14 protein-coding genes are annotated in these 17585 nt (G+C 49.7%); 10 read left to right on the forward strand and 4 right to left on the reverse strand.

What is annotated here, in order from left to right:
* Positions 1 to 19 precede the first annotated feature (19 nt).
* The 4 genes from ACOJUO_RS17540 to gltA all read right to left on the reverse strand — a co-directional run bounded on the left by ACOJUO_RS17540 (position 20) and on the right by gltA (position 4213).
* Positions 20 to 1033, reverse strand: a complete 1014-nt coding sequence (locus ACOJUO_RS17540) for a PTS fructose transporter subunit EIIC (RefSeq protein WP_422133295.1) — start codon at positions 1031 to 1033, stop codon at positions 20 to 22.
* 183 nt (positions 1034 to 1216) lie between these two features.
* On the reverse strand, positions 1217 to 1840 hold the full coding sequence (locus tag ACOJUO_RS17545; RefSeq protein ID WP_422133296.1) for an HAD family hydrolase: 624 nt from the start codon (positions 1838 to 1840) through the stop codon (positions 1217 to 1219).
* A gap of 53 nt (positions 1841 to 1893) precedes the next feature.
* Positions 1894 to 2616 carry a TerC family protein gene (locus tag ACOJUO_RS17550; protein WP_422133297.1) on the reverse strand — a complete coding sequence of 241 codons (723 nt, stop codon included), beginning with the start codon at positions 2614 to 2616 and terminating at the stop codon, positions 1894 to 1896.
* Positions 2617 to 2929: 313 nt separating this feature from the next.
* A complete protein-coding gene (gltA, locus tag ACOJUO_RS17555; protein WP_422137092.1) occupies positions 2930 to 4213 on the reverse strand; it encodes a citrate synthase in 1284 nt (427 codons plus the stop codon).
* Between the two features lie 440 nt (positions 4214 to 4653).
* Here gltA and sdhC point away from each other — a divergent pair, with 440 nt between their 5' ends.
* The 10 genes from sdhC to ACOJUO_RS17605 all read left to right on the forward strand — a co-directional run bounded on the left by sdhC (position 4654) and on the right by ACOJUO_RS17605 (position 17461).
* On the forward strand, positions 4654 to 5028 hold the full coding sequence (gene sdhC / locus ACOJUO_RS17560) for a succinate dehydrogenase, cytochrome b556 subunit (RefSeq protein WP_422133298.1): 375 nt from the start codon (positions 4654 to 4656) through the stop codon (positions 5026 to 5028).
* Positions 5022 to 5390, forward strand: coding sequence for a succinate dehydrogenase, hydrophobic membrane anchor protein (gene sdhD, locus ACOJUO_RS17565; protein WP_422133299.1), 369 nt, complete (start codon positions 5022 to 5024; stop codon positions 5388 to 5390). Before sdhC ends, sdhD begins: the two co-directional genes overlap by 7 nt.
* Positions 5391 to 5393: 3 nt before the next feature.
* Positions 5394 to 7166 carry a succinate dehydrogenase flavoprotein subunit gene (sdhA, locus tag ACOJUO_RS17570; RefSeq protein WP_422133300.1) on the forward strand — a complete coding sequence of 591 codons (1773 nt, stop codon included), beginning with the start codon at positions 5394 to 5396 and terminating at the stop codon, positions 7164 to 7166.
* Between the two features lie 15 nt (positions 7167 to 7181).
* Positions 7182 to 7904, forward strand: a complete 723-nt coding sequence (locus ACOJUO_RS17575; RefSeq protein ID WP_422133301.1) for a succinate dehydrogenase iron-sulfur subunit — start codon at positions 7182 to 7184, stop codon at positions 7902 to 7904.
* Positions 7905 to 8450: 546 nt separating this feature from the next.
* Positions 8451 to 11282, forward strand: a complete 2832-nt coding sequence (locus ACOJUO_RS17580) for a 2-oxoglutarate dehydrogenase E1 component (protein WP_422137093.1) — start codon at positions 8451 to 8453, stop codon at positions 11280 to 11282.
* Positions 11283 to 11338: 56 nt separating this feature from the next.
* Entirely contained in the window at positions 11339 to 12562 is a 1224-nt protein-coding gene (gene odhB, locus ACOJUO_RS17585; RefSeq protein ID WP_422137654.1) for a 2-oxoglutarate dehydrogenase complex dihydrolipoyllysine-residue succinyltransferase, read from the forward strand.
* Between the two features lie 62 nt (positions 12563 to 12624).
* Positions 12625 to 14064, forward strand: a complete 1440-nt coding sequence (gene lpdA / locus ACOJUO_RS17590) for a dihydrolipoyl dehydrogenase (protein ID WP_422133303.1) — start codon at positions 12625 to 12627, stop codon at positions 14062 to 14064.
* A 267-nt stretch (positions 14065 to 14331) separates the two neighbouring features.
* Positions 14332 to 15498 carry an ADP-forming succinate--CoA ligase subunit beta gene (gene sucC, locus ACOJUO_RS17595; RefSeq protein ID WP_422137655.1) on the forward strand — a complete coding sequence of 389 codons (1167 nt, stop codon included), beginning with the start codon at positions 14332 to 14334 and terminating at the stop codon, positions 15496 to 15498.
* A 2-nt stretch (positions 15499 to 15500) separates the two neighbouring features.
* Complete coding sequence (gene sucD / locus ACOJUO_RS17600) at positions 15501 to 16373, forward strand: succinate--CoA ligase subunit alpha (RefSeq protein WP_422137656.1); 873 nt, start codon at positions 15501 to 15503, stop codon at positions 16371 to 16373.
* 197 nt (positions 16374 to 16570) lie between these two features.
* Positions 16571 to 17461, forward strand: coding sequence for a prenyltransferase (locus ACOJUO_RS17605; protein WP_422137657.1), 891 nt, complete (start codon positions 16571 to 16573; stop codon positions 17459 to 17461).
* Positions 17462 to 17585: the final 124 nt, after the last annotated feature.

A 17585-nucleotide genomic window follows, 5' to 3' on the forward strand; every position in this document is an offset into this window, starting at 1 on the left:
AATTATCGTCGACAGGTTCTTAAAGTTCTGGTTTTACAGGTTTTAACAGGTTGACAGCCAGAGCTGTTACCAGTGCGCCTGCGATAGTGGCCAGAATGTACCAGGAGCGACCGTCGACAACCGGTAGAACGATCCAGCCTCCCCAGGGAGCGTAGTTGATAACTTCGGCCATGAAACCTATAACATTGCCTGTAATACCTCCCAGAACAATGGCGGGTATGACCCGTATCGGGTCAGCAACAGCGAAGGGGATTGCCCCTTCTGATATACCTATCATACCCATGGCCAGAGCGGCCTTGCCAGCCTCTCGCTCTTCAGCAGTGTATTTGCCGGGTGACAGCAGAGTGGCCAGCCACATACCCAGTGGCGGGGTGCATATGGCGACGCCGACACCGCCCATAAGGTAGGGGTGGTTCTTTACCTGAGTCTGAGCAAACAGGGTAGCGACTTTATTAATTGGGCCGCCCATGTCAAAAGCGGTCATTCCTCCAAGAATGACCCCCAATGAAACCTTCGATAATCCCTGAAGACTATGCAACCAATCGTTGAGGTGACTCATCATATTGGCGATGGGTTGTCCAATCACCCAAATCACCAGAGCGGAGGTCAGAAAAGTACCTGCCAGAGGGTAGACAAAGATGGTAGCAACAGGTTGTATGTTCGATGAGAAGGGGATTCTCTTGAGGGCATTGACGATATAGCCCGCGATAAGCCCGACAATCATAGCCCCCAGAAAACCGCATCCAAACTGAGCTGCCAGCCATGCTCCGATCATGCCAGGTGCCAGGCCGGGGCGGTTGGCAATAGACCAGGCTATGTAGCCTCCCAGAACCGGGATGAAGAGGGTAAAACCAGCGACTCCCATCTCCCACACATCTTTGAGAAAACCGGATTCGGGCGGGGCTCCCTTGCCATGAAACATGACAGACACCGATAGGAGCACTCCGCCAGCTACCACGAAGGGAATCATGTGGCTGGTGCCTGTGAGTAGATGGGATCTGAGCTTAATGAATTCTGCTTTCACGCTATTCATTAATATCACCCGTTTTAGTCATTGATGCCCTTTGAGGTATCTGGGTAGAAGAATCTCCGGGGCAGGCCAACAGGCACAAGGGTCCCGGAGACTGGCTGCTTTTAATCCCGAATAAATTCCGTGAGAAGTGGCCAGGGAAGCCATATCTGAAACAGTTGAGCCTCATAGGGGTCTGTCCGGGCTTTAAATGTGAAAGCTGAAGTCTAGCAGCTCAGACGGATTGTCAAGTATGAAAGCGGGCTTCGCGTCTTCAAGAGTTTTACGGTTATGCCACCCCCAGCTGACTGCAACGGGAACAGCGCCAGCTTCTCGAGCTTCATGCAGGTCTCCTGAGGTGTCGCTAACGAAATAACAGGGCTGATCCGGGTGCTGTTTCATCACTGTTCGGATTTTGTCCGTTTTGATAAAGCTCTGTTCCATACCCATTATTCCCCTGAAACACCGGATATTCTGATTATTCAGGAAATGCTCTGCAGCTTGGGTAAAATTGGAGGTGATCAGGTACAGAGGGAAGTGTTGGCCAAGGTGCTGCAAGCTCTCACTGACATCAGGAATAGAGCGGCAGTTTTTCATGAACTCCAGGTGGGCAAGTCGTGCATGATTCATAAGAGCGTGTTGCACTTTGTCTCCGGCGACTTGCTGGCTTAGCTTTTTAAAAAAATTGCCTTCAAAAAGGGCGAGAACTTGCTCTTCTGTGGCCAGGTCTTCTGCGTCCAGTTTGATCAGAACTTCTGACCAGAAAGAGAAGAAGGGTTGCCAGGAGTCGGCAATCACGCCACCCATATCAAACAGAATCGGACAGGACATAACAGCTCCGGTGATAAGAGGGTGTTGCTCAATTGTTTGAGAATACTCCAATGCTACTTGTTTGTCGCAGACTGTCTCGATCGCAAACGGGTGTTGAGCATCTCGACGGCCATAGAAAAGGCCATGGCAAAGTAGATGTAGCCTTTTGGAATATGAAAGTCGAGACCTTCTCCCATAAGGGAGACTCCCACCAGAATCAAAAAGGAGAGCGCCAGCATTTTGAAGGTAGGATGATTGCTGACAAACTCTCCGATAGGGGCTGCAGCAAACATCATGATGCCTACCGAAATAACAATGGCGGTGATCATGACCCAGAGGTGTTCTGCCAGTCCCACTGCTGTAATGACTGAATCCAGGGAGAAAACAATATCGATGAGAGCAATCTGGATCAGGGTTATAACATACCCTCGTGGTTTAAGGTGAGATCCTTCATCTTCGCCGGGCTCAATAGAATCGTGAATCTCGTGAGTGGCTTTAATCAGCAGGAAGAGCCCGCCTCCGAGAAGAATCAGGTCGCGGCCGGATAGGGCATGATTGAACAGATGGAATAGAGGGGCAGTGAGACTCATGATCCAGGTAATGGAGAGCAGCAGGGCGATCCTTGTGAACATGGCCAGTAACAGCCCGAGTCTGCGGGCGCTGTTGCGTTGGTGTGCAGGCATTTTGTCGACAACGATCGTAATAAAAATGATGTTGTCGATGCCCAGAATAATCTCCAGAAGGGTCAGTGTTGCCAGAGCTATCCAGGGCTCCGGGGTCAGAAAAAGTTCAGTCATTGTTTCTATCGTATTCGCTCTATCGTATTAGCCGTTCTTGCCGGGATGCTCTTCCCTGAGCTACTCGTTAATAATATCGGTTAAAAATAGACGAGGCTGATAGCTGTGAAGAATGTTTTGACCCCCGGAAGTCTGAAAGGTTGTTCTGTCGGTGTTGTAAGCAATCAGCTCGAGGCGTTGTTTTTGGCCGCTTTCGAGAAAATGCAGGTCACGTTGCGAAGATGATGAAAGTGGGCAAAAAAGTCTGAGGCAGAAGGGAGGGCTGAAAGCCAATAAGACTTCGGCTTTCAGCAGGTAACGGGTATAGCAGTGATTAGCGATCGGAAACCGGGATAAAGTCTCTGGAAGTCTCGCCGGTGTAGAGCTGACGCGGACGACCAATGCGGTATTCACCACTGATCATTTCATGCCAGTGAGCGATCCAGCCCGGAGTACGACCGGTTGCGAAGATTACTGTGAACATCTCTGTTGGAATGCCCAGGGCTTTCAGGATAATGCCGGAGTAAAAGTCTACGTTCGGGTACAACTTTTTCTCGACGAAGTATTCGTCTTCCAGGGCTATCTTTTCCAGGCGCTTGGCGATCTTGAACAGTGGATCGTCTTCCAGGCCTAGTTCACTCAGAACTTCGTCACAGGTCTGCTTCATAACCTTGGCACGTGGGTCAAAGTTTTTGTAGACTCGATGGCCAAAGCCCATCAGGCGGAAGGGATCATTCTTGTCCTTGGCGCGATCAATGAATTCATCGATGTGTTTCTCATCACCAATTTGGTTCAGCATCACCAGCACTGCTTCGTTGGCACCACCGTGAGCCGGTCCCCAGAGAGCTGCGATACCAGCAGCAATACAGGCGAATGGGTTGGCACCACTGGAGCCTGCCAGACGAACAGTCGAAGTTGATGCGTTCTGTTCGTGATCAGCATGCAGCAGGAAGATGCGGTCCATGGCGCGTGCCAGTACAGGATTAACCTCGTACTCTTCACAGGGAGTAGCAAACATCATGTGCAGGAAATTGCCGCCGTAACCCAGGTCATTGCGCGGGTAAACGAATGGCTGGCCGATGGAGTATTTGTAGGTCATGGCTGCCAGCGTAGGCATTTTGGAAATCAGGCGATAGGCGCAGATTTCACGGTGACGTTCGTTGGTGATGTCCAGTGAATCGTGATAGAAGGCAGAGAGAGCGCCTACTACACCGCACATCACGGCCATGGGGTGAGCGTCACGACGGAAACCGGAGAATAGATCCACCATTTGTTCATGTATCATGGTATGACGCATGATGGTGTCTTCAAAATGCTTCTTCTCTTTGCTGTTAGGAAGTTCGCCATAAATCAGCAGGTAGCAGGTTTCCAGGTAGTCAGAGTGCTCAGCAAGCTGCTCAATCGGGTAGCCACGGTGCAGTAGCACACCCTTCTCACCATCTATGTAAGTGATCTTTGACTCGCAGGAAGCGGTAGATACAAAACCAGGGTCGTATGTGAACAGACCATTGGCAGTCAGGCTGCGAACATCAACAACATCTGGGCCCAGGGACCCCGTATGTACAGGAAGTTCCAGTTGTTTGCCGTCAATCGAGAGGGTTGCTTTCTTTTCAGCCATCATAGGCTCCTGTCTTGCCGTTTATTCTGTCGTTATCGTCTTCTCGGACCCATAATTATTATGCGTACAGAATAAGTTTTTTTGGTTGGGGCCCTTTACGGTTCGACCACTATAGGGCCAGAAATTTGTTTGTCAAACCTGTGTATCTGTGAAAAAGTCTGCGCAATAAGTTCAGAGGTCTATAGTAAATTTGCCTAGAGTGTTAATCAATTGTAATTGAAAACCGAACTGTTTATACTCCTCAGCCGAAGTCGTGGAGGACTTCATGAGGGGGGTGAGAAAAGAACGTTAACATGAATTAACGCGGCTTCTTAACCTGCATTCAGGGTAGCCTGTTCAGGCAAGCCTGATAAAAAGAGGGTATGAACCCGAGTGGGTCGTAGTCTCTGGATATTGTTGCTGATTCAGCTGTGCACGCCTCGGGCGTTGGGACAAAAAACGTGAATAGCAAAAGACCTGTCAATCTAGACATAACCACAATTAAACTACCTCTGCCAGCGTATACCTCGATCCTGCACAGGATTTCGGGAATATTGCTGTTTGTTGGGGTGGGTTTCCTGCTCTATGCACTGGATCTGTCGCTGTCTTCAGAGCAGTCCTTTGCCGAACTGAAAGCGCTCATGTCGGGTGGCCTGGTCAAATTTATTGTCTGGGTGTTGCTTTCCGGGCTGATCTACCACTTTGTTGCCGGTGTCAAGCATTTGTTAATGGATATCGGTATTGGTGAAGGTAAGGAGTCAGGTAAGGCTGGTGCGATCGTCACCATTGTTTTATCAGCTGTACTGATTGTGCTCGCGGGGGTGTGGTTGTGGTAACAAATATTACCAACTTGTCCCGAAGTGGACTCTACGACTGGATGCTGCAGAGGTTGTCTGCCATCATTCTGGCTGCTTACACGTTGTTTTTAGGCGGCTATGTTCTTATAAATCCTGGTCTGGATTTTCAGCAATGGAACGGACTGTTCGAGCAGACCTGGATGAAGGTATTTACCTTGCTCGCCATTCTTTCCATTGCTGCCCACGCCTGGGTGGGTATGTGGACCATTGCCACTGACTACCTGAATGCTCGTGCACTTGGGAACAAGTCTGTTCTGATTCGTTTCCCCTTCCAGCTGATCTGTTTTGTAGCAGTATTCAGTTACATTGTCTGGGGCATTCAAATTCTCTGGGGGAATTGATCTATGACAGCTCTTCGCACACTGACTTACGACGCCATCGTAATCGGCGGCGGTGGCGCTGGCATGCGCGCTGCACTGCAACTGACTCAGGCCGGTATTAAAACGGCCTGTGTGACCAAAGTGTTTCCAACTCGCTCTCATACTGTATCTGCCCAGGGTGGTATTACCTGTGCTATTGCCAGTGCAGATCCTCAGGATGACTGGCGCTGGCATATGTTCGATACCGTAAAAGGTTCGGACTATATCGGTGACCAGGATGCAATCGAGTATATGTGTTCAGTAGGTCCCCAGGCTGTGTTTGAACTGGAGCATATGGGGTTGCCTTTTTCTCGTACTGAAGAAGGGCGTATCTACCAGCGACCATTCGGTGGTCAATCCAAAGAATTCGGTAAGGGTGGTCAGGCTGCTCGAACCTGTGCGGCTGCTGACCGCACAGGGCACGCTCTTCTACATACTCTGTATCAGGCCAACCTGAAAGGTGGTACTACATTTCTGAACGAATGGTACGCCGTAGATCTGGTGAAGAATCAGAATGGTCAGGTGGCCGGTGTTATTGCGATTTGCATGGAAACAGGCGAAACCGTTTATGTTAAATCCAAAGCAACTGTTATGGCTACCGGCGGTGCTGGACGTATCTATGCTTCCACCACTAACGCCCTGATCAATACCGGTGACGGTATTGGTATGGCTCTGCGTGCTGGCTACCCAATGCAGGATATGGAAATGTGGCAGTTCCACCCAACCGGTATTCACGGTGCGGGGGTTCTGGTGACTGAGGGTTGTCGTGGTGAAGGTGGTTACCTGATCAACAGTGAAGGTGAGCGTTTTATGGAGCGTTATGCGCCCAATGCCAAAGATCTGGCTGGCCGTGACGTAGTAGCTCGCTCCATGATTCTCGAAATTCTGGAAGGACGTGGCTGTGGACCGGATAAGGACCACGTGCTGCTGAAGCTTGATCATCTGGGTGAAGAAACTCTGAATCTGCGTCTGCCAGGTATCTGTGAACTGTCCAAGACCTTCGCTCATGCTGATCCGGTTAAAGTGCCTGTTCCGGTCGTTCCAACCTGTCACTATATGATGGGTGGTATTCCTACCAATGTGGGTGGGCAGGCTCTGTTTCCGGATGCTGAAGGTAACGATAAAGTTGTAGAAGGTCTCTATGCCTGCGGTGAAGCTGCATGTGTATCTGTTCACGGTGCTAACCGTCTGGGTGGTAACTCTCTCCTGGATCTGGTCGTGTTTGGTCGTGCAGCAGGTATCCAGATCGAGAAAAACCTGAGAGAGGGTTTCGATGGTGTTGATGCTTCTGACAGTGATGTTGAAGCGGCCATGTCCCGTCTGGATCGGCTGAACAAGTCCGGTAGCGGTGAAAAGGTTGCCGACGTCCGTAAGGATTTGCAAAACACTATGCAGCTCTACTTCGGTGTATTCCGTGAAGGCGATAGTATGCAGGAAGGTCTGAAGAAGCTGAATGAGTTGGGTGAGCGTCTGAAAAATACTCACCTCGAAGACAAGAGTCAGGCATTTAATACAGCCCGCATTGAAGCTCTTGAACTCGAGAATCTCTATGAAGTAGCTTATGCTACTGCGGTTTCTGCCGAAGAGCGTAAGGAGTCTCGTGGTGCTCACGCCCGGAACGACTTTACCGAGCGTGATGATGAAAACTGGTTGGCACATTCCGTGTATTTTCCGGCTGAAAAACGGGTCGGCAAGCGTCAGGTCAACTTTGCTCCTAAAACCATGGACGCTTTTCCACCGAAAGCCAGAACCTACTGAGGAGGAGGCAGGAATATGTTGGGTAGTTCATTAAGTGTCAGTGTCTATCGCTACAATCCGGAGACTGACTCCAAACCTTACATGAAAGACATTGAGGTGGATATTCCTGAAGGCAAAGACCTGATGGTGCTCGATGTCTTAAACCTGATCAAGGAAAAAGACGAAACCTTAGTGTATCGTCGCTCCTGTCGTGAAGGTGTTTGCGGTTCCGATGGTATGAGCATTAATGGTACTAATGGTCTGGCTTGCGTAACATCTTTGTCGGAAGCCATGGGTAGCAAGAAGAAGTTGATTTTGCGTCCCTTGCCTGGACTGCCGGTCATCCGTGACTTGATCGTGGACATGAGTCTTTTCTATAAGCAGTACGAAAAGATCAAGCCCTTCTTGATCAATGAAGAGCCTGCACCGGCCATAGAGCGTCTGCAGAGTCCTGAAGATCGTGAGAAGCTGGATGGCCTGTATGAGTGTATTCTCTGTGCATGCTGCTCCACAGCCTGTCCATCTTTCTGGTGGAATCCCGACAAGTTTGTTGGTCCATCCGGCCTGCTGCAGGCCTATCGTTTTCTGGCTGACAGCCGTGATACTGCGACTCAGGAACGACTCGCGGAACTGGATGATCCGTTCAGCGTTTTCCGTTGCCGTGGTATCATGAACTGTGTGGCTGTGTGTCCAAAAGGCCTGAATCCAACCAAGGCAATTGGTCATATTAAACAGATGCTGTTTGATAGTGCATCCTGATCGGTTACTCTAAAAGGCGGCCTTAAGCGATTAAGCAGACAACAGGGGGGCTCTTTTATTGCTGCACAAGAGACTCCCTGGAAGAGGAAGTTGTCGGAGAACTCGATTTTAGATCAATTTGAGGGTGGTCCGATTACATGAAATGTGCGAATGTTATGTGAGCGTACGTTTTTTCTATCAGCAGTATCTACACTGGTTTTCAAAACTAATTTTCAACATAAAGGGTCTGAGGCTGACGCCAGAATTCTGGAGGAGCTGACGATCCAAAGAGAATTTCTGGCTATGGTCCCACTGTCGCACGAATTAAGTGGAACTGTAGTTTATTCTAAGCCTGACTGACTACTGACTCTCCAAACCAATGAAGGGCAGGTCAGGCAGGTTTTATCAGCGGGACGGCCGGTCAATCACCGGTCTATCTGTGGAGTTTGAATAAGCGGGGGAGGCGAAAGCCCCGGTTTTCAGCGCTCTGCCTGTCAGGACAACAGACAGGCAGACCACAGTGCGACTCTCATGATTAGACAGCCCTTCATTCACGGGGTAGTGATGATGCAAGAAGGTGTGATGCAGCAAATGTGGGATACCTCACATATATCCGGGGGGAATGCTGCATACGTCGAAGAACTTTACGAACAATTCCTTCGCGATCCGAATTCGGTCTCTGAGGAGTGGCGTGATTATTTTGAAAAACTTCCTCAGGTCAATGGTGGTGGTCCGGATGTACCTCACTCCACCATCCAGGAAAATTTTGTCCTGATGGCGCGTCAGCGTCAGAGCACCCGCCCAATCCAAGCCGGCACCATTTCCAGCGATCATGAGCGCAAGCAGATTCAGGTGTTGCGTTTGATCAGTGCCTTCCGAATCCGCGGGCATCAGCAGGCCAGAATAGACCCATTGGGTTGTATGCAGCGTGAACAGTTTCCCGATCTGAGCCTTGAGTATCACGGGCTGAGCGAAGCAGATCTGGATACTGAATTTCAGACCAGTACCATTTTTATCGGTAAAGAGCGGGCAACGCTGCGCGAGATTATCGACTCTCTCATGGCCACCTACTGCGGCTCCATTGGTGTTGAATACATGCACATTGTCAACACTGAAGAACGTCGCTGGTTCCAAAGCCGCATGGAAAGTGTTCGAGGTCGTCCGGATTTGGGCCTTGAAGGTCGGCAGCATCTGCTGGAACGCCTGACTGCGGCAGAAGGTCTGGAAAAATACCTGGGAACCAAGTACCCGGGCACCAAACGTTTTGGTTTGGAAGGAGGGGAATCATTGATTCCCATGCTGGACGAAATTATCCAGCGCTCCGGTTCTTACGGCGCCAAGGAAATCGTGATCGGCATGGCTCACCGTGGTCGACTCAACGTATTGGTTAATATTCTCGGAAAGAACCCTTCTGAACTGTTTGACGAGTTCGAGGGTAAGAAAATGGCCGATACCGGCTCTGGTGACGTGAAGTATCACCAGGGCTTTTCCTCCAACGTCATGACACCGGGTGGTGAAGTTCACCTGGCACTGGCATTCAACCCTTCTCATCTGGAAATAGTGTCTCCTGTAGTAGAGGGCTCTGTGCGTGCTCGTCAGGATCGTCGTAACGATTCTGCCCGTGGTCAGGTTATACCGATTGCCATTCACGGTGATGCAGCATTTGCTGGTCAGGGGGTAGTCATGGAAACCCTGCAGATGTCCCAGACCCGTGCTTATAAGACCGGTGGTACTCTGCATATTATCGTCAACAACCAGGTGGGTTTTACAACCAGTAAACAGGAAGATGCCCGTTCTACAGAGTACTGTACGGATGTAGCCAAGATTGTCGGTGCTCCTATCCTTCATGTGAATGGTGATGATCCTGAAGCCGTCCACTTTGCGACCAAAATGGCGCTGGATTACCGAATGGAATTCAAGCGCGATGTTGTTATTGACATGGTCTGCTACCGTCGCCGTGGTCACAATGAAGCCGATGAACCTTCCGGTACACAGCCTCTGATGTACCAGATTATCAAGAGTCACAAGACGACCCGTGATCTCTATGCAGAGAGACTGATGGAAGCAGGCGTCATGGATGCAGAGAAGGACAAGGCGCTGGTAGACAGCTACCGTAATGCATTGGACAACGGCGGTCATGTTGTTAAGTCGCTGGTAAAAGAACCCAACAAAGAACTGTTTGTTGATTGGACTCCTCACCTAGGACATGAATGGACTGCGCGTCACGATACCCGCGTAGCCCTGGCTACTCTGCAGGGCCTGGGGCAGAAACTGTGCAAGGTACCTGAAGGTTTTGTTGTTCAGCGTCAGGTCAGCAAGATTATTGATGATCGACTGAAAATGGCTGCGGGAGCACAATCCATCAACTGGGGTGCCGCTGAAACATTGGCATACGGTACCCTGATTATGGAAGGTCATCCGGTACGTATTACCGGTCAGGATGTTGGTCGAGGCACTTTCTCTCACCGTCATGCGGTGCTGCACAATCAGAAAGACGGTTCTACCTATGTACCACTGGCCAATATTTCCGAAAAACAGCCTGACTTCCAGATCTGGGACTCTTTGCTCTCGGAAGAGGCTGTGCTGGCTTTCGAATATGGTTATGCGACTACGACACCGGGCGCACTGGTTATCTGGGAAGCCCAGTTTGGTGACTTTGCTAACGGCTGTCAGGTAGTTATTGACCAGTTTATTACCAGTGGTGAGCACAAGTGGGGGCGTCTCTGTGGCCTGACCATGCTGTTGCCTCATGGTTATGAAGGTCAGGGCCCGGAGCACTCTTCAGCCCGTCTTGAGCGTTATCTGCAACTGTGTGCAGAGCACAATATCCAGGTGTGTGTGCCAACCACTCCGGCTCAGGTGTTTCACATGCTGCGTCGTCAGGTGTTGCGTCCGCTGCGAAAGCCATTAATCGCTTTTACTCCCAAGAGCCTGCTTAGGCACAAGCTGGCAGTTTCCACGTTGGAAGAGCTGGCTGAAGGCAGCTTCCAGACCATCATTCCAGAGGTTGATGTGCATGAAGCAGCGGAAATTACCCGTCTTGTCATGTGCAGCGGTAAGGTCTATTACGATCTGCTTGAGTATAAGCGTGCAAATGAACTGAAAAATTCAGCCATCATTCGTATCGAGCAGCTGTATCCTTTTCCTCAGGATGACCTTGATGAGGTGATTGCGCACTATCCAAACCTGAAGGATGTTGTCTGGTGCCAGGAAGAGCCGATGAACCAGGGCGCCTGGTACTGCAGCCAGCATCATATGCGCCGTGCTCTCGATAATCACTCTAACAACCTGCGTCTGGCCTATTCAGGTCGTGATGCTTCAGCGGCACCAGCATGTGGTTATATGTCCAAGCATGTAGAAGAGCAAGAAAAGCTGGTAGAAGACGCTTTTAACGTTTAATTGATGATGCCCCGGTTGCTCCGGGGCGATCGGTCGCAACCCCGAAAGGATCCATAATGGCCACTGAAATAAAAGCACCAACGTTTCCGGAATCTGTCGCTGACGGTGTGGTTGCCACTTGGCACAAGAAGCCCGGAGAAGCTTGCTCTCGTGATGAGCTGCTGGTCGATATAGAGACCGATAAGGTAGTACTGGAAGTTGTTGCTCCAGCGGATGGCGTGCTGAAAGAGATTCTCAAGAATGAAGACGAGACGGTCCTGAGCGAAGAGGTTATTGCCGTTTTTGAAGCCGGTGCAGCATCCACAGCCTCCGTTCCAGCAGCTGAATCAGCGTCGGCAACCAGTGAAGTGTCACCTAGTACGGAAGAGCCAGTATTGAGCCCCGCTGCTCGTAAGATCGCTAATGAAAAAGGCATTGACCCAACGACTATTTCTGGCACTGGCAGGGGCGGTCGTGTCACCAAGGAAGATGTCGTTCGTCATGCAGAGCAGCGGCCAGCTCAGGTAGCTGCTCCTGCTCCAACAGTCCATGCTTCTTCTGCGCCTGTGGTAGAAGCTACAACTCCGGTATTTGCTGGCGAGCGCACGGAAAAACGTGTACCAATGACACGTCTGCGTGCTAGAGTTGCCCAGCGTCTGGTAGAAGCACAGCAGACAGCCGCCATGCTGACCACCTTCAATGAGGTCAATATGAAGCCGGTTATGGAACTGAGAGCCCGTTATAAAGATCAGTTCGAGAAGCGGCACGGTGTTCGTCTCGGGTTCATGTCCTTCTTTGTCAAAGCCTGTGCTGAAGCCCTGCGTCGTTATCCTGCAGTTAATGCCTCCATTGATGGTAATGATATCGTTTACCACGGCTATCAGGATATTGGCGTTGCTGTCTCCAGCGATCGTGGTCTGGTAGTACCTATTCTGCGTAACGCTGAAAACATGAGCCTCGCCGACGTTGAGGCCAAAATCCGTGAATACGGTAAAAAAGCCCAGGGTGGCAAACTGGATATTGAGGACATGACCGGTGGAACCTTTACTATTTCCAACGGCGGTGTGTTTGGTTCGCTCTTGTCTACACCGATTCTGAATCCACCTCAGTCCGCTATTCTGGGTATGCACAAAATTCAGGAGCGCCCCATGGCCGTCAACGGTCAGGTGGAGATTCTGCCCATGATGAATCTGGCTTTGTCCTATGACCACAGGTTGCTAGATGGCAAGGAAGCAGTCACTTTCCTCGTTACCATCAAGGAGCTGTTGGAAGATCCAGCCAGAATCCTGTTGGAATTGTAAGTTTTCATGGGTTATGCGGCGGCTCACAAGGCCGCCATTCTCATTTTCTTGGAATAGAAGATATGGCGAATCAGTTTGACGTTGTTGTCATCGGAGCAGGTCCTGCAGGTTACGTTTGTGCAATTCGTGCAGCGCAGCTGGGCCTTAAGACTGCTTGTATTGAAAAGTGGACTGATGACAAAGGAAAAACAGCTCTGGGCGGAACCTGTCTGAACGTAGGTTGCATTCCCTCCAAGGCGCTGCTGGACAGTTCTCACAAATTTGTTGAAGCTCAAAAAGACTTCAAGCTGCACGGTATCAATCACTCTGGTGTGGAAATGGACGTGCCGCAAATGATCGCCCGCAAGAGCAAGATCGTTAAAACCCTCACTACCGGCGTCGGTGGTCTGTTTAAAGCAAATGGTGTAACTCTGCTGGAAGGTGCTGGTAAAGTTCTGGCGAACAAGCAGGTTGAGCTGACCAAGGCTGATGGCACTGTTGAAGTTTATGAAGCGGGTAATGTTGTTATTGCTACTGGCTCCCGTCCGGTAGAAATTCCCCCTGCACCGACTGATGGTGATTTGATTGTTGATTCCACCGGAGCCCTTGAATTCCAGGAAATACCCAAACGTCTGGGGGTCATTGGTGCTGGTGTTATCGGCCTCGAGCTGGGTAGCGTTTGGGGTCGTCTTGGCTCTGAAGTCATTGTTCTGGAAGCCATGGATCGTTTCCTGGCAGCTGCCGACGAGCAGATCTCCAAAGAATCCATGAAAATCTTCAAGAAGCAAGGACTGGATATCTGCTTGGGTGCCCGTGTCACTGGATCTGAAATCAAGGATAAAGAAGTACACGTTACCTATGCGGATTCTGATGGCAATGAACAGGTTGTTGTATTCGACAAACTGATTGTTGCTGTAGGCCGTCGTCCATACACAGAGAGCCTGCTGGCTGCAGATTGTGGTGTGAACCTGGATGAGCGTGGCTTTATTTTTGTTGATGATCACTGTGCTACTGACGTGCCCGGTGTATACGCTGTTGGTGATGTGGTTCGTGGTCCAATGTTGGCGCACAAGGGCAGTGAAGAAGGCATCATGGTTGCTGAAATCATCGCTGGCCAGAAAGGTCATGTGAACTATGATTTGATTCCTTCTGTGATCTATACCCATCCTGAAATTGCATGGGTAGGCAAGACCGAGCAGGAACTGAAAGCCGAAGGTGTTGATTACAAATTAGGTACTTTCCCATTTGTTGCCAGTGGTCGTGCTCTGGCTGCTAACGATACGGAAGGAATGGTTAAGGTTATTGCTGACAAGGTAACTGACCGTGTCTTGGGTGTGCACGTAGTAGGCCCAAGCGCTGCTGAACTGGTTCAGCAGGCAGTTATTGCCATGGAGTTTGCGGCCAGCACTGAAGACCTGGCTCTGACTATATTCTCTCACCCAACATTGAGTGAAGCTTTGCACGAAGCAGTTCTGGCTGTAGACGGTCATGCGATTCATATTCCTAATCGTAAACGTCGCTAGCTGAGCTTACGGGAATCATTTACTGATGTGTGTAAGACCTACTTGTATCAGTAAGCTTTCTCAATGGATAAACTGATTCGAAGAAGTGTCAGAGGGAATCTTAGCCTGTAGGACTTGAGACAATTTCATATCGAAAGTACAAGTTAGACAGGCGTCAGGACCCAAAGTTTAATTTCGATGCCTGAAGAGTTGGGGTCGAAACAAAGAAACCTTTTTATCCACGGATGTGGATAGGAATTTGATTAAAACAACAATGGTATTGTCAGTATGAATCTCCATGAATATCAGGGTAAGCAGCTATTTGCTGAGTATGGCCTGCCGGTATCCAAGGGTATTGCCTGCGATACACCGGAAGAAGCAGCTGCAGCCGCAGACCAAATTGGCGGAAATCAGTGGGTTGTTAAAGCACAGGTTCATGCAGGTGGACGCGGTAAGGCTGGGGGCGTAAAGCTGGTCAGCTCCAAGGACCAAATTCGTGAATTTGCCGAGAAGTGGCTGGGTAAGAATCTGGTCACTTACCAGACAGACGAAAATGGTCAGCCAGTTAGCAAGATTCTGGTAGAAAATTGCACCGACATCGCTCAGGAACTTTACCTGGGTGCTGTTGTAGACCGTTCTACCCGTCGGATCGTTTTCATGGCCTCCACTGAGGGTGGCGTTGAAATCGAGAAGGTGGCAGAAGAAACGCCAGAAAAGATTCTGAAGGCAACTATTGACCCTCTGGTCGGTGCTCAACCCTATCAGGGCCGTGAACTGGCTTTCAAACTGGGTCTGAACGCTACTCAGGTTAAGCAGTTTACCAAGATCTTCCTGGGTCTGGCGAAACTGTTCCAGGATCTGGATTTGGCTCTGCTGGAAATCAATCCATTGGTTATCACTGAAGCCGGCGATCTGCACTGTCTGGATGCCAAGCTGAACATTGATAGCAACGCCCTTTACCGTCAGCCTCGTCTGAAGACCATGCACGATCCTTCTCAGGAAGACGCACGCGAAGCCCACGCGGCTCAGTGGGAACTCAACTACGTAGCCCTGGATGGTAACATCGGCTGCATGGTAAACGGCGCTGGTCTGGCTATGGGTACCATGGACATCGTTAAGCTGTCCGGTGGTGCTCCCGCAAACTTCCTGGACGTGGGTGGCGGTGCTACCAAAGAACGTGTCAGTGAAGCTTTCAAGATTATTCTGTCTGACGATAGTGTTAAAGCGGTACTGGTTAACATCTTCGGCGGCATCGTTCGCTGTGACCTGATTGCTGACGGCATCATCGGTGCAGTGAAAGAAGTCGGTGTTGAAGTACCTGTTGTTGTGCGTCTGGAAGGCAACAACGCTGAGCTTGGTGCTCAGAAACTGGCTGAAAGTGGACTCGATATTATCGCTGCAAGCAGTCTCTCCGACGCTGCAGACCAGGTAGTAAAAGCAGCGGAGGGTAAATAAGAATGAGTGTCCTGATTAATAAAGAGACCAAGGTGATCTGCCAGGGCTTTACTGGCTCTCAGGGAACTTTCCACTCCGAACAGGCGATTGCTTACGGTACTCGTATGGTTGGTGGTGTTACTCCGGGCAAGGGGGGTCAGGAACATCTGGGTCTACCTGTATTCAACACGGTTGCCGAGGCAGTCGCTACAACCGGCGCTGATGCTTCTGTAATTTACGTGCCTGCCGCTTTTTGTAAGGATTCTATCCTCGAAGCTGCCAATGCCGGTATAAAGTTGATTGTCTGCATTACCGAAGGTATTCCAACTCTGGATATGTTGGACTGCAAGGTCCGCTGCGACGAGCTGGGTGTTACTCTGATTGGTCCCAACTGCCCGGGTGTTATCACTCCGGGCGAGTGTAAGATCGGCATTATGCCTGGCCACATTCATAAACCAGGCAAAGTTGGAATTGTTTCCCGTTCCGGGACCCTGACTTATGAAGCGGTTAAGCAGACCACTGATTTTGGTTTTGGTCAGTCCACCTGTGTTGGTATCGGTGGTGACCCGATTCCTGGCTCCAACTTCATCGACATCCTGAAGCTGTTTCAAGAAGATCCACAGACTGAAGCGATCGTTATGATCGGCGAAATCGGTGGTACAGCTGAAGAAGAGGCGGCTGCTTACATCAAAGAAAACGTAACCAAGCCAGTTGTTTCCTATATTGCCGGTGTTACTGCACCTCCGGGTAAGCGCATGGGTCATGCGGGTGCAATTATTTCTGGTGGTAAAGGGACTGCTGACGAGAAGTTTGCTGCACTGGAAGAAGCCGGTGTAAAAACCGTTCGCTCTCTGGCAGAAATCGGTCAGGCTCTGAAAGAGAAAACAGGCTGGTAAGAGTCCGATCTGATCAGTTTTGACTCATTATACGGCTCATCTCAGAGGAGATGGGTCGATTTTTTATTGAGTTCCTGAGTGGCTAATCTCTCTCCTGTTTACCTAATTGCTATCCGGGTTTCGGAATATCGCTATAGGCTTAAGACGCTTAATGGCACATAGTCCCGTATTTATCTCCATCCTCAGGGAATCCTCTAGTGGATACACCGAATCTCAATCCTGATAAATACCGTTTTGCGAGGGCGCTTAGGCCTTTTTCCTTCTCTGTTGCACTGATCACTTGCGGATTAGGGGTCGCCGTAGCTTTCTCAAAGGGAGAGGGAGATATTGCCAGAGCCGTGGCTGTAATGATTGCGGGTATTTTATTACAGGCAGCCAGTAATCTGGCCAATGATCATGCTGACTTACATTTCTGGAACAGCAAGACAGGCCAATTGGCAGAGCAGGTGATTCAGCAGATTCGCAGGAACTTTGCTTTTGCCGGTCTTTTTGCTCTGGTAGCAACTGTCATAGGACTCTGGCTTGTCTGGAAAACGGGCTGGCCTTTGTTTCTAATGGGGCTTTTCGGTGTAACTGCTGGTTACTTCTATACAGGAGAGCCTATCGTCTATAAACATCTCGGTTTGGGAGTTCCGGCCGTTTTTATTCTGACTGGGGTACTGATGGTAAGCGGGTCTTACTATGCGGTTTCTGGTGTCTGGAATAATAAGCTACTTTGGGTTTCTATACCCGTGAGTCTTTTAACAGCTGCTCTACTGGTGTCGAATGAAATCCGAGATTATCTGGAAGATCAGTCTTCCAACATCAGAACCCTGACTGTCAGAATAGGGTTTGATACAAGTAAGAAACTATACGCTATATTGTTGCTGTCGGTATACCCGATCAGCTATTACCTCTACCTGAACAACTTGCTGATAAAACCTGTTTACCTGATATTTTCGTTATTACTCATCTTGCAGCCGATTAAATTGTTAAGATGTTCGCCGGGTGATTACGAGCTAAACAAATTGCCGCCTTTGTCTGGACGTTTTTTTCTGGTGTTCGGTATCTGCTTCATATTGAGTGTGTTTAGACCTTCTTGGGAATGAACGTCTGATGAAGGGCTCTTTGTTAAAAAAAAATCAGAATGGTGAATTAATTTAGTTTCGACGGATAGATTTCAAAATAGACGACTTTTTTCTTTTTTATTGTCAGTTTTGTGAAAATTATAAG

It is taken from the genome of Endozoicomonas sp. ALC020, assembly GCF_049275935.1.
Taxonomy (GTDB): Bacteria; Pseudomonadota; Gammaproteobacteria; order Pseudomonadales; family Endozoicomonadaceae; genus Endozoicomonas_A.

Bases quoted from the DNA above. Each gene is read 5' to 3' on its own strand.
- ACOJUO_RS17575 (WP_422133301.1), top strand. From the start codon at position 7,182: ATGTTGGGTAGTTCATTAAGTGTCAGTGTCTATCGCTACAATCCGGAG.
- ACOJUO_RS17550 (WP_422133297.1), bottom strand. From the start codon at position 2,616: ATGACTGAACTTTTTCTGACCCCGGAGCCCTGGATAGCTCTGGCAACA.
- odhB (WP_422137654.1), top strand. From the start codon at position 11,339: ATGGCCACTGAAATAAAAGCACCAACGTTTCCGGAATCTGTCGCTGAC.
- sucD (WP_422137656.1), top strand. From the start codon at position 15,501: ATGAGTGTCCTGATTAATAAAGAGACCAAGGTGATCTGCCAGGGCTTT.
- ACOJUO_RS17545 (WP_422133296.1), bottom strand. From the start codon at position 1,840: ATGTCCTGTCCGATTCTGTTTGATATGGGTGGCGTGATTGCCGACTCC.
- ACOJUO_RS17540 (WP_422133295.1), bottom strand. From the start codon at position 1,033: ATGAATAGCGTGAAAGCAGAATTCATTAAGCTCAGATCCCATCTACTC.
- ACOJUO_RS17580 (WP_422137093.1), top strand. From the start codon at position 8,451: ATGCAAGAAGGTGTGATGCAGCAAATGTGGGATACCTCACATATATCC.
- gltA (WP_422137092.1), bottom strand. From the start codon at position 4,213: ATGGCTGAAAAGAAAGCAACCCTCTCGATTGACGGCAAACAACTGGAA.
- lpdA (WP_422133303.1), top strand. From the start codon at position 12,625: ATGGCGAATCAGTTTGACGTTGTTGTCATCGGAGCAGGTCCTGCAGGT.
- sdhA (WP_422133300.1), top strand. From the start codon at position 5,394: ATGACAGCTCTTCGCACACTGACTTACGACGCCATCGTAATCGGCGGC.
- sucC (WP_422137655.1), top strand. From the start codon at position 14,332: ATGAATCTCCATGAATATCAGGGTAAGCAGCTATTTGCTGAGTATGGC.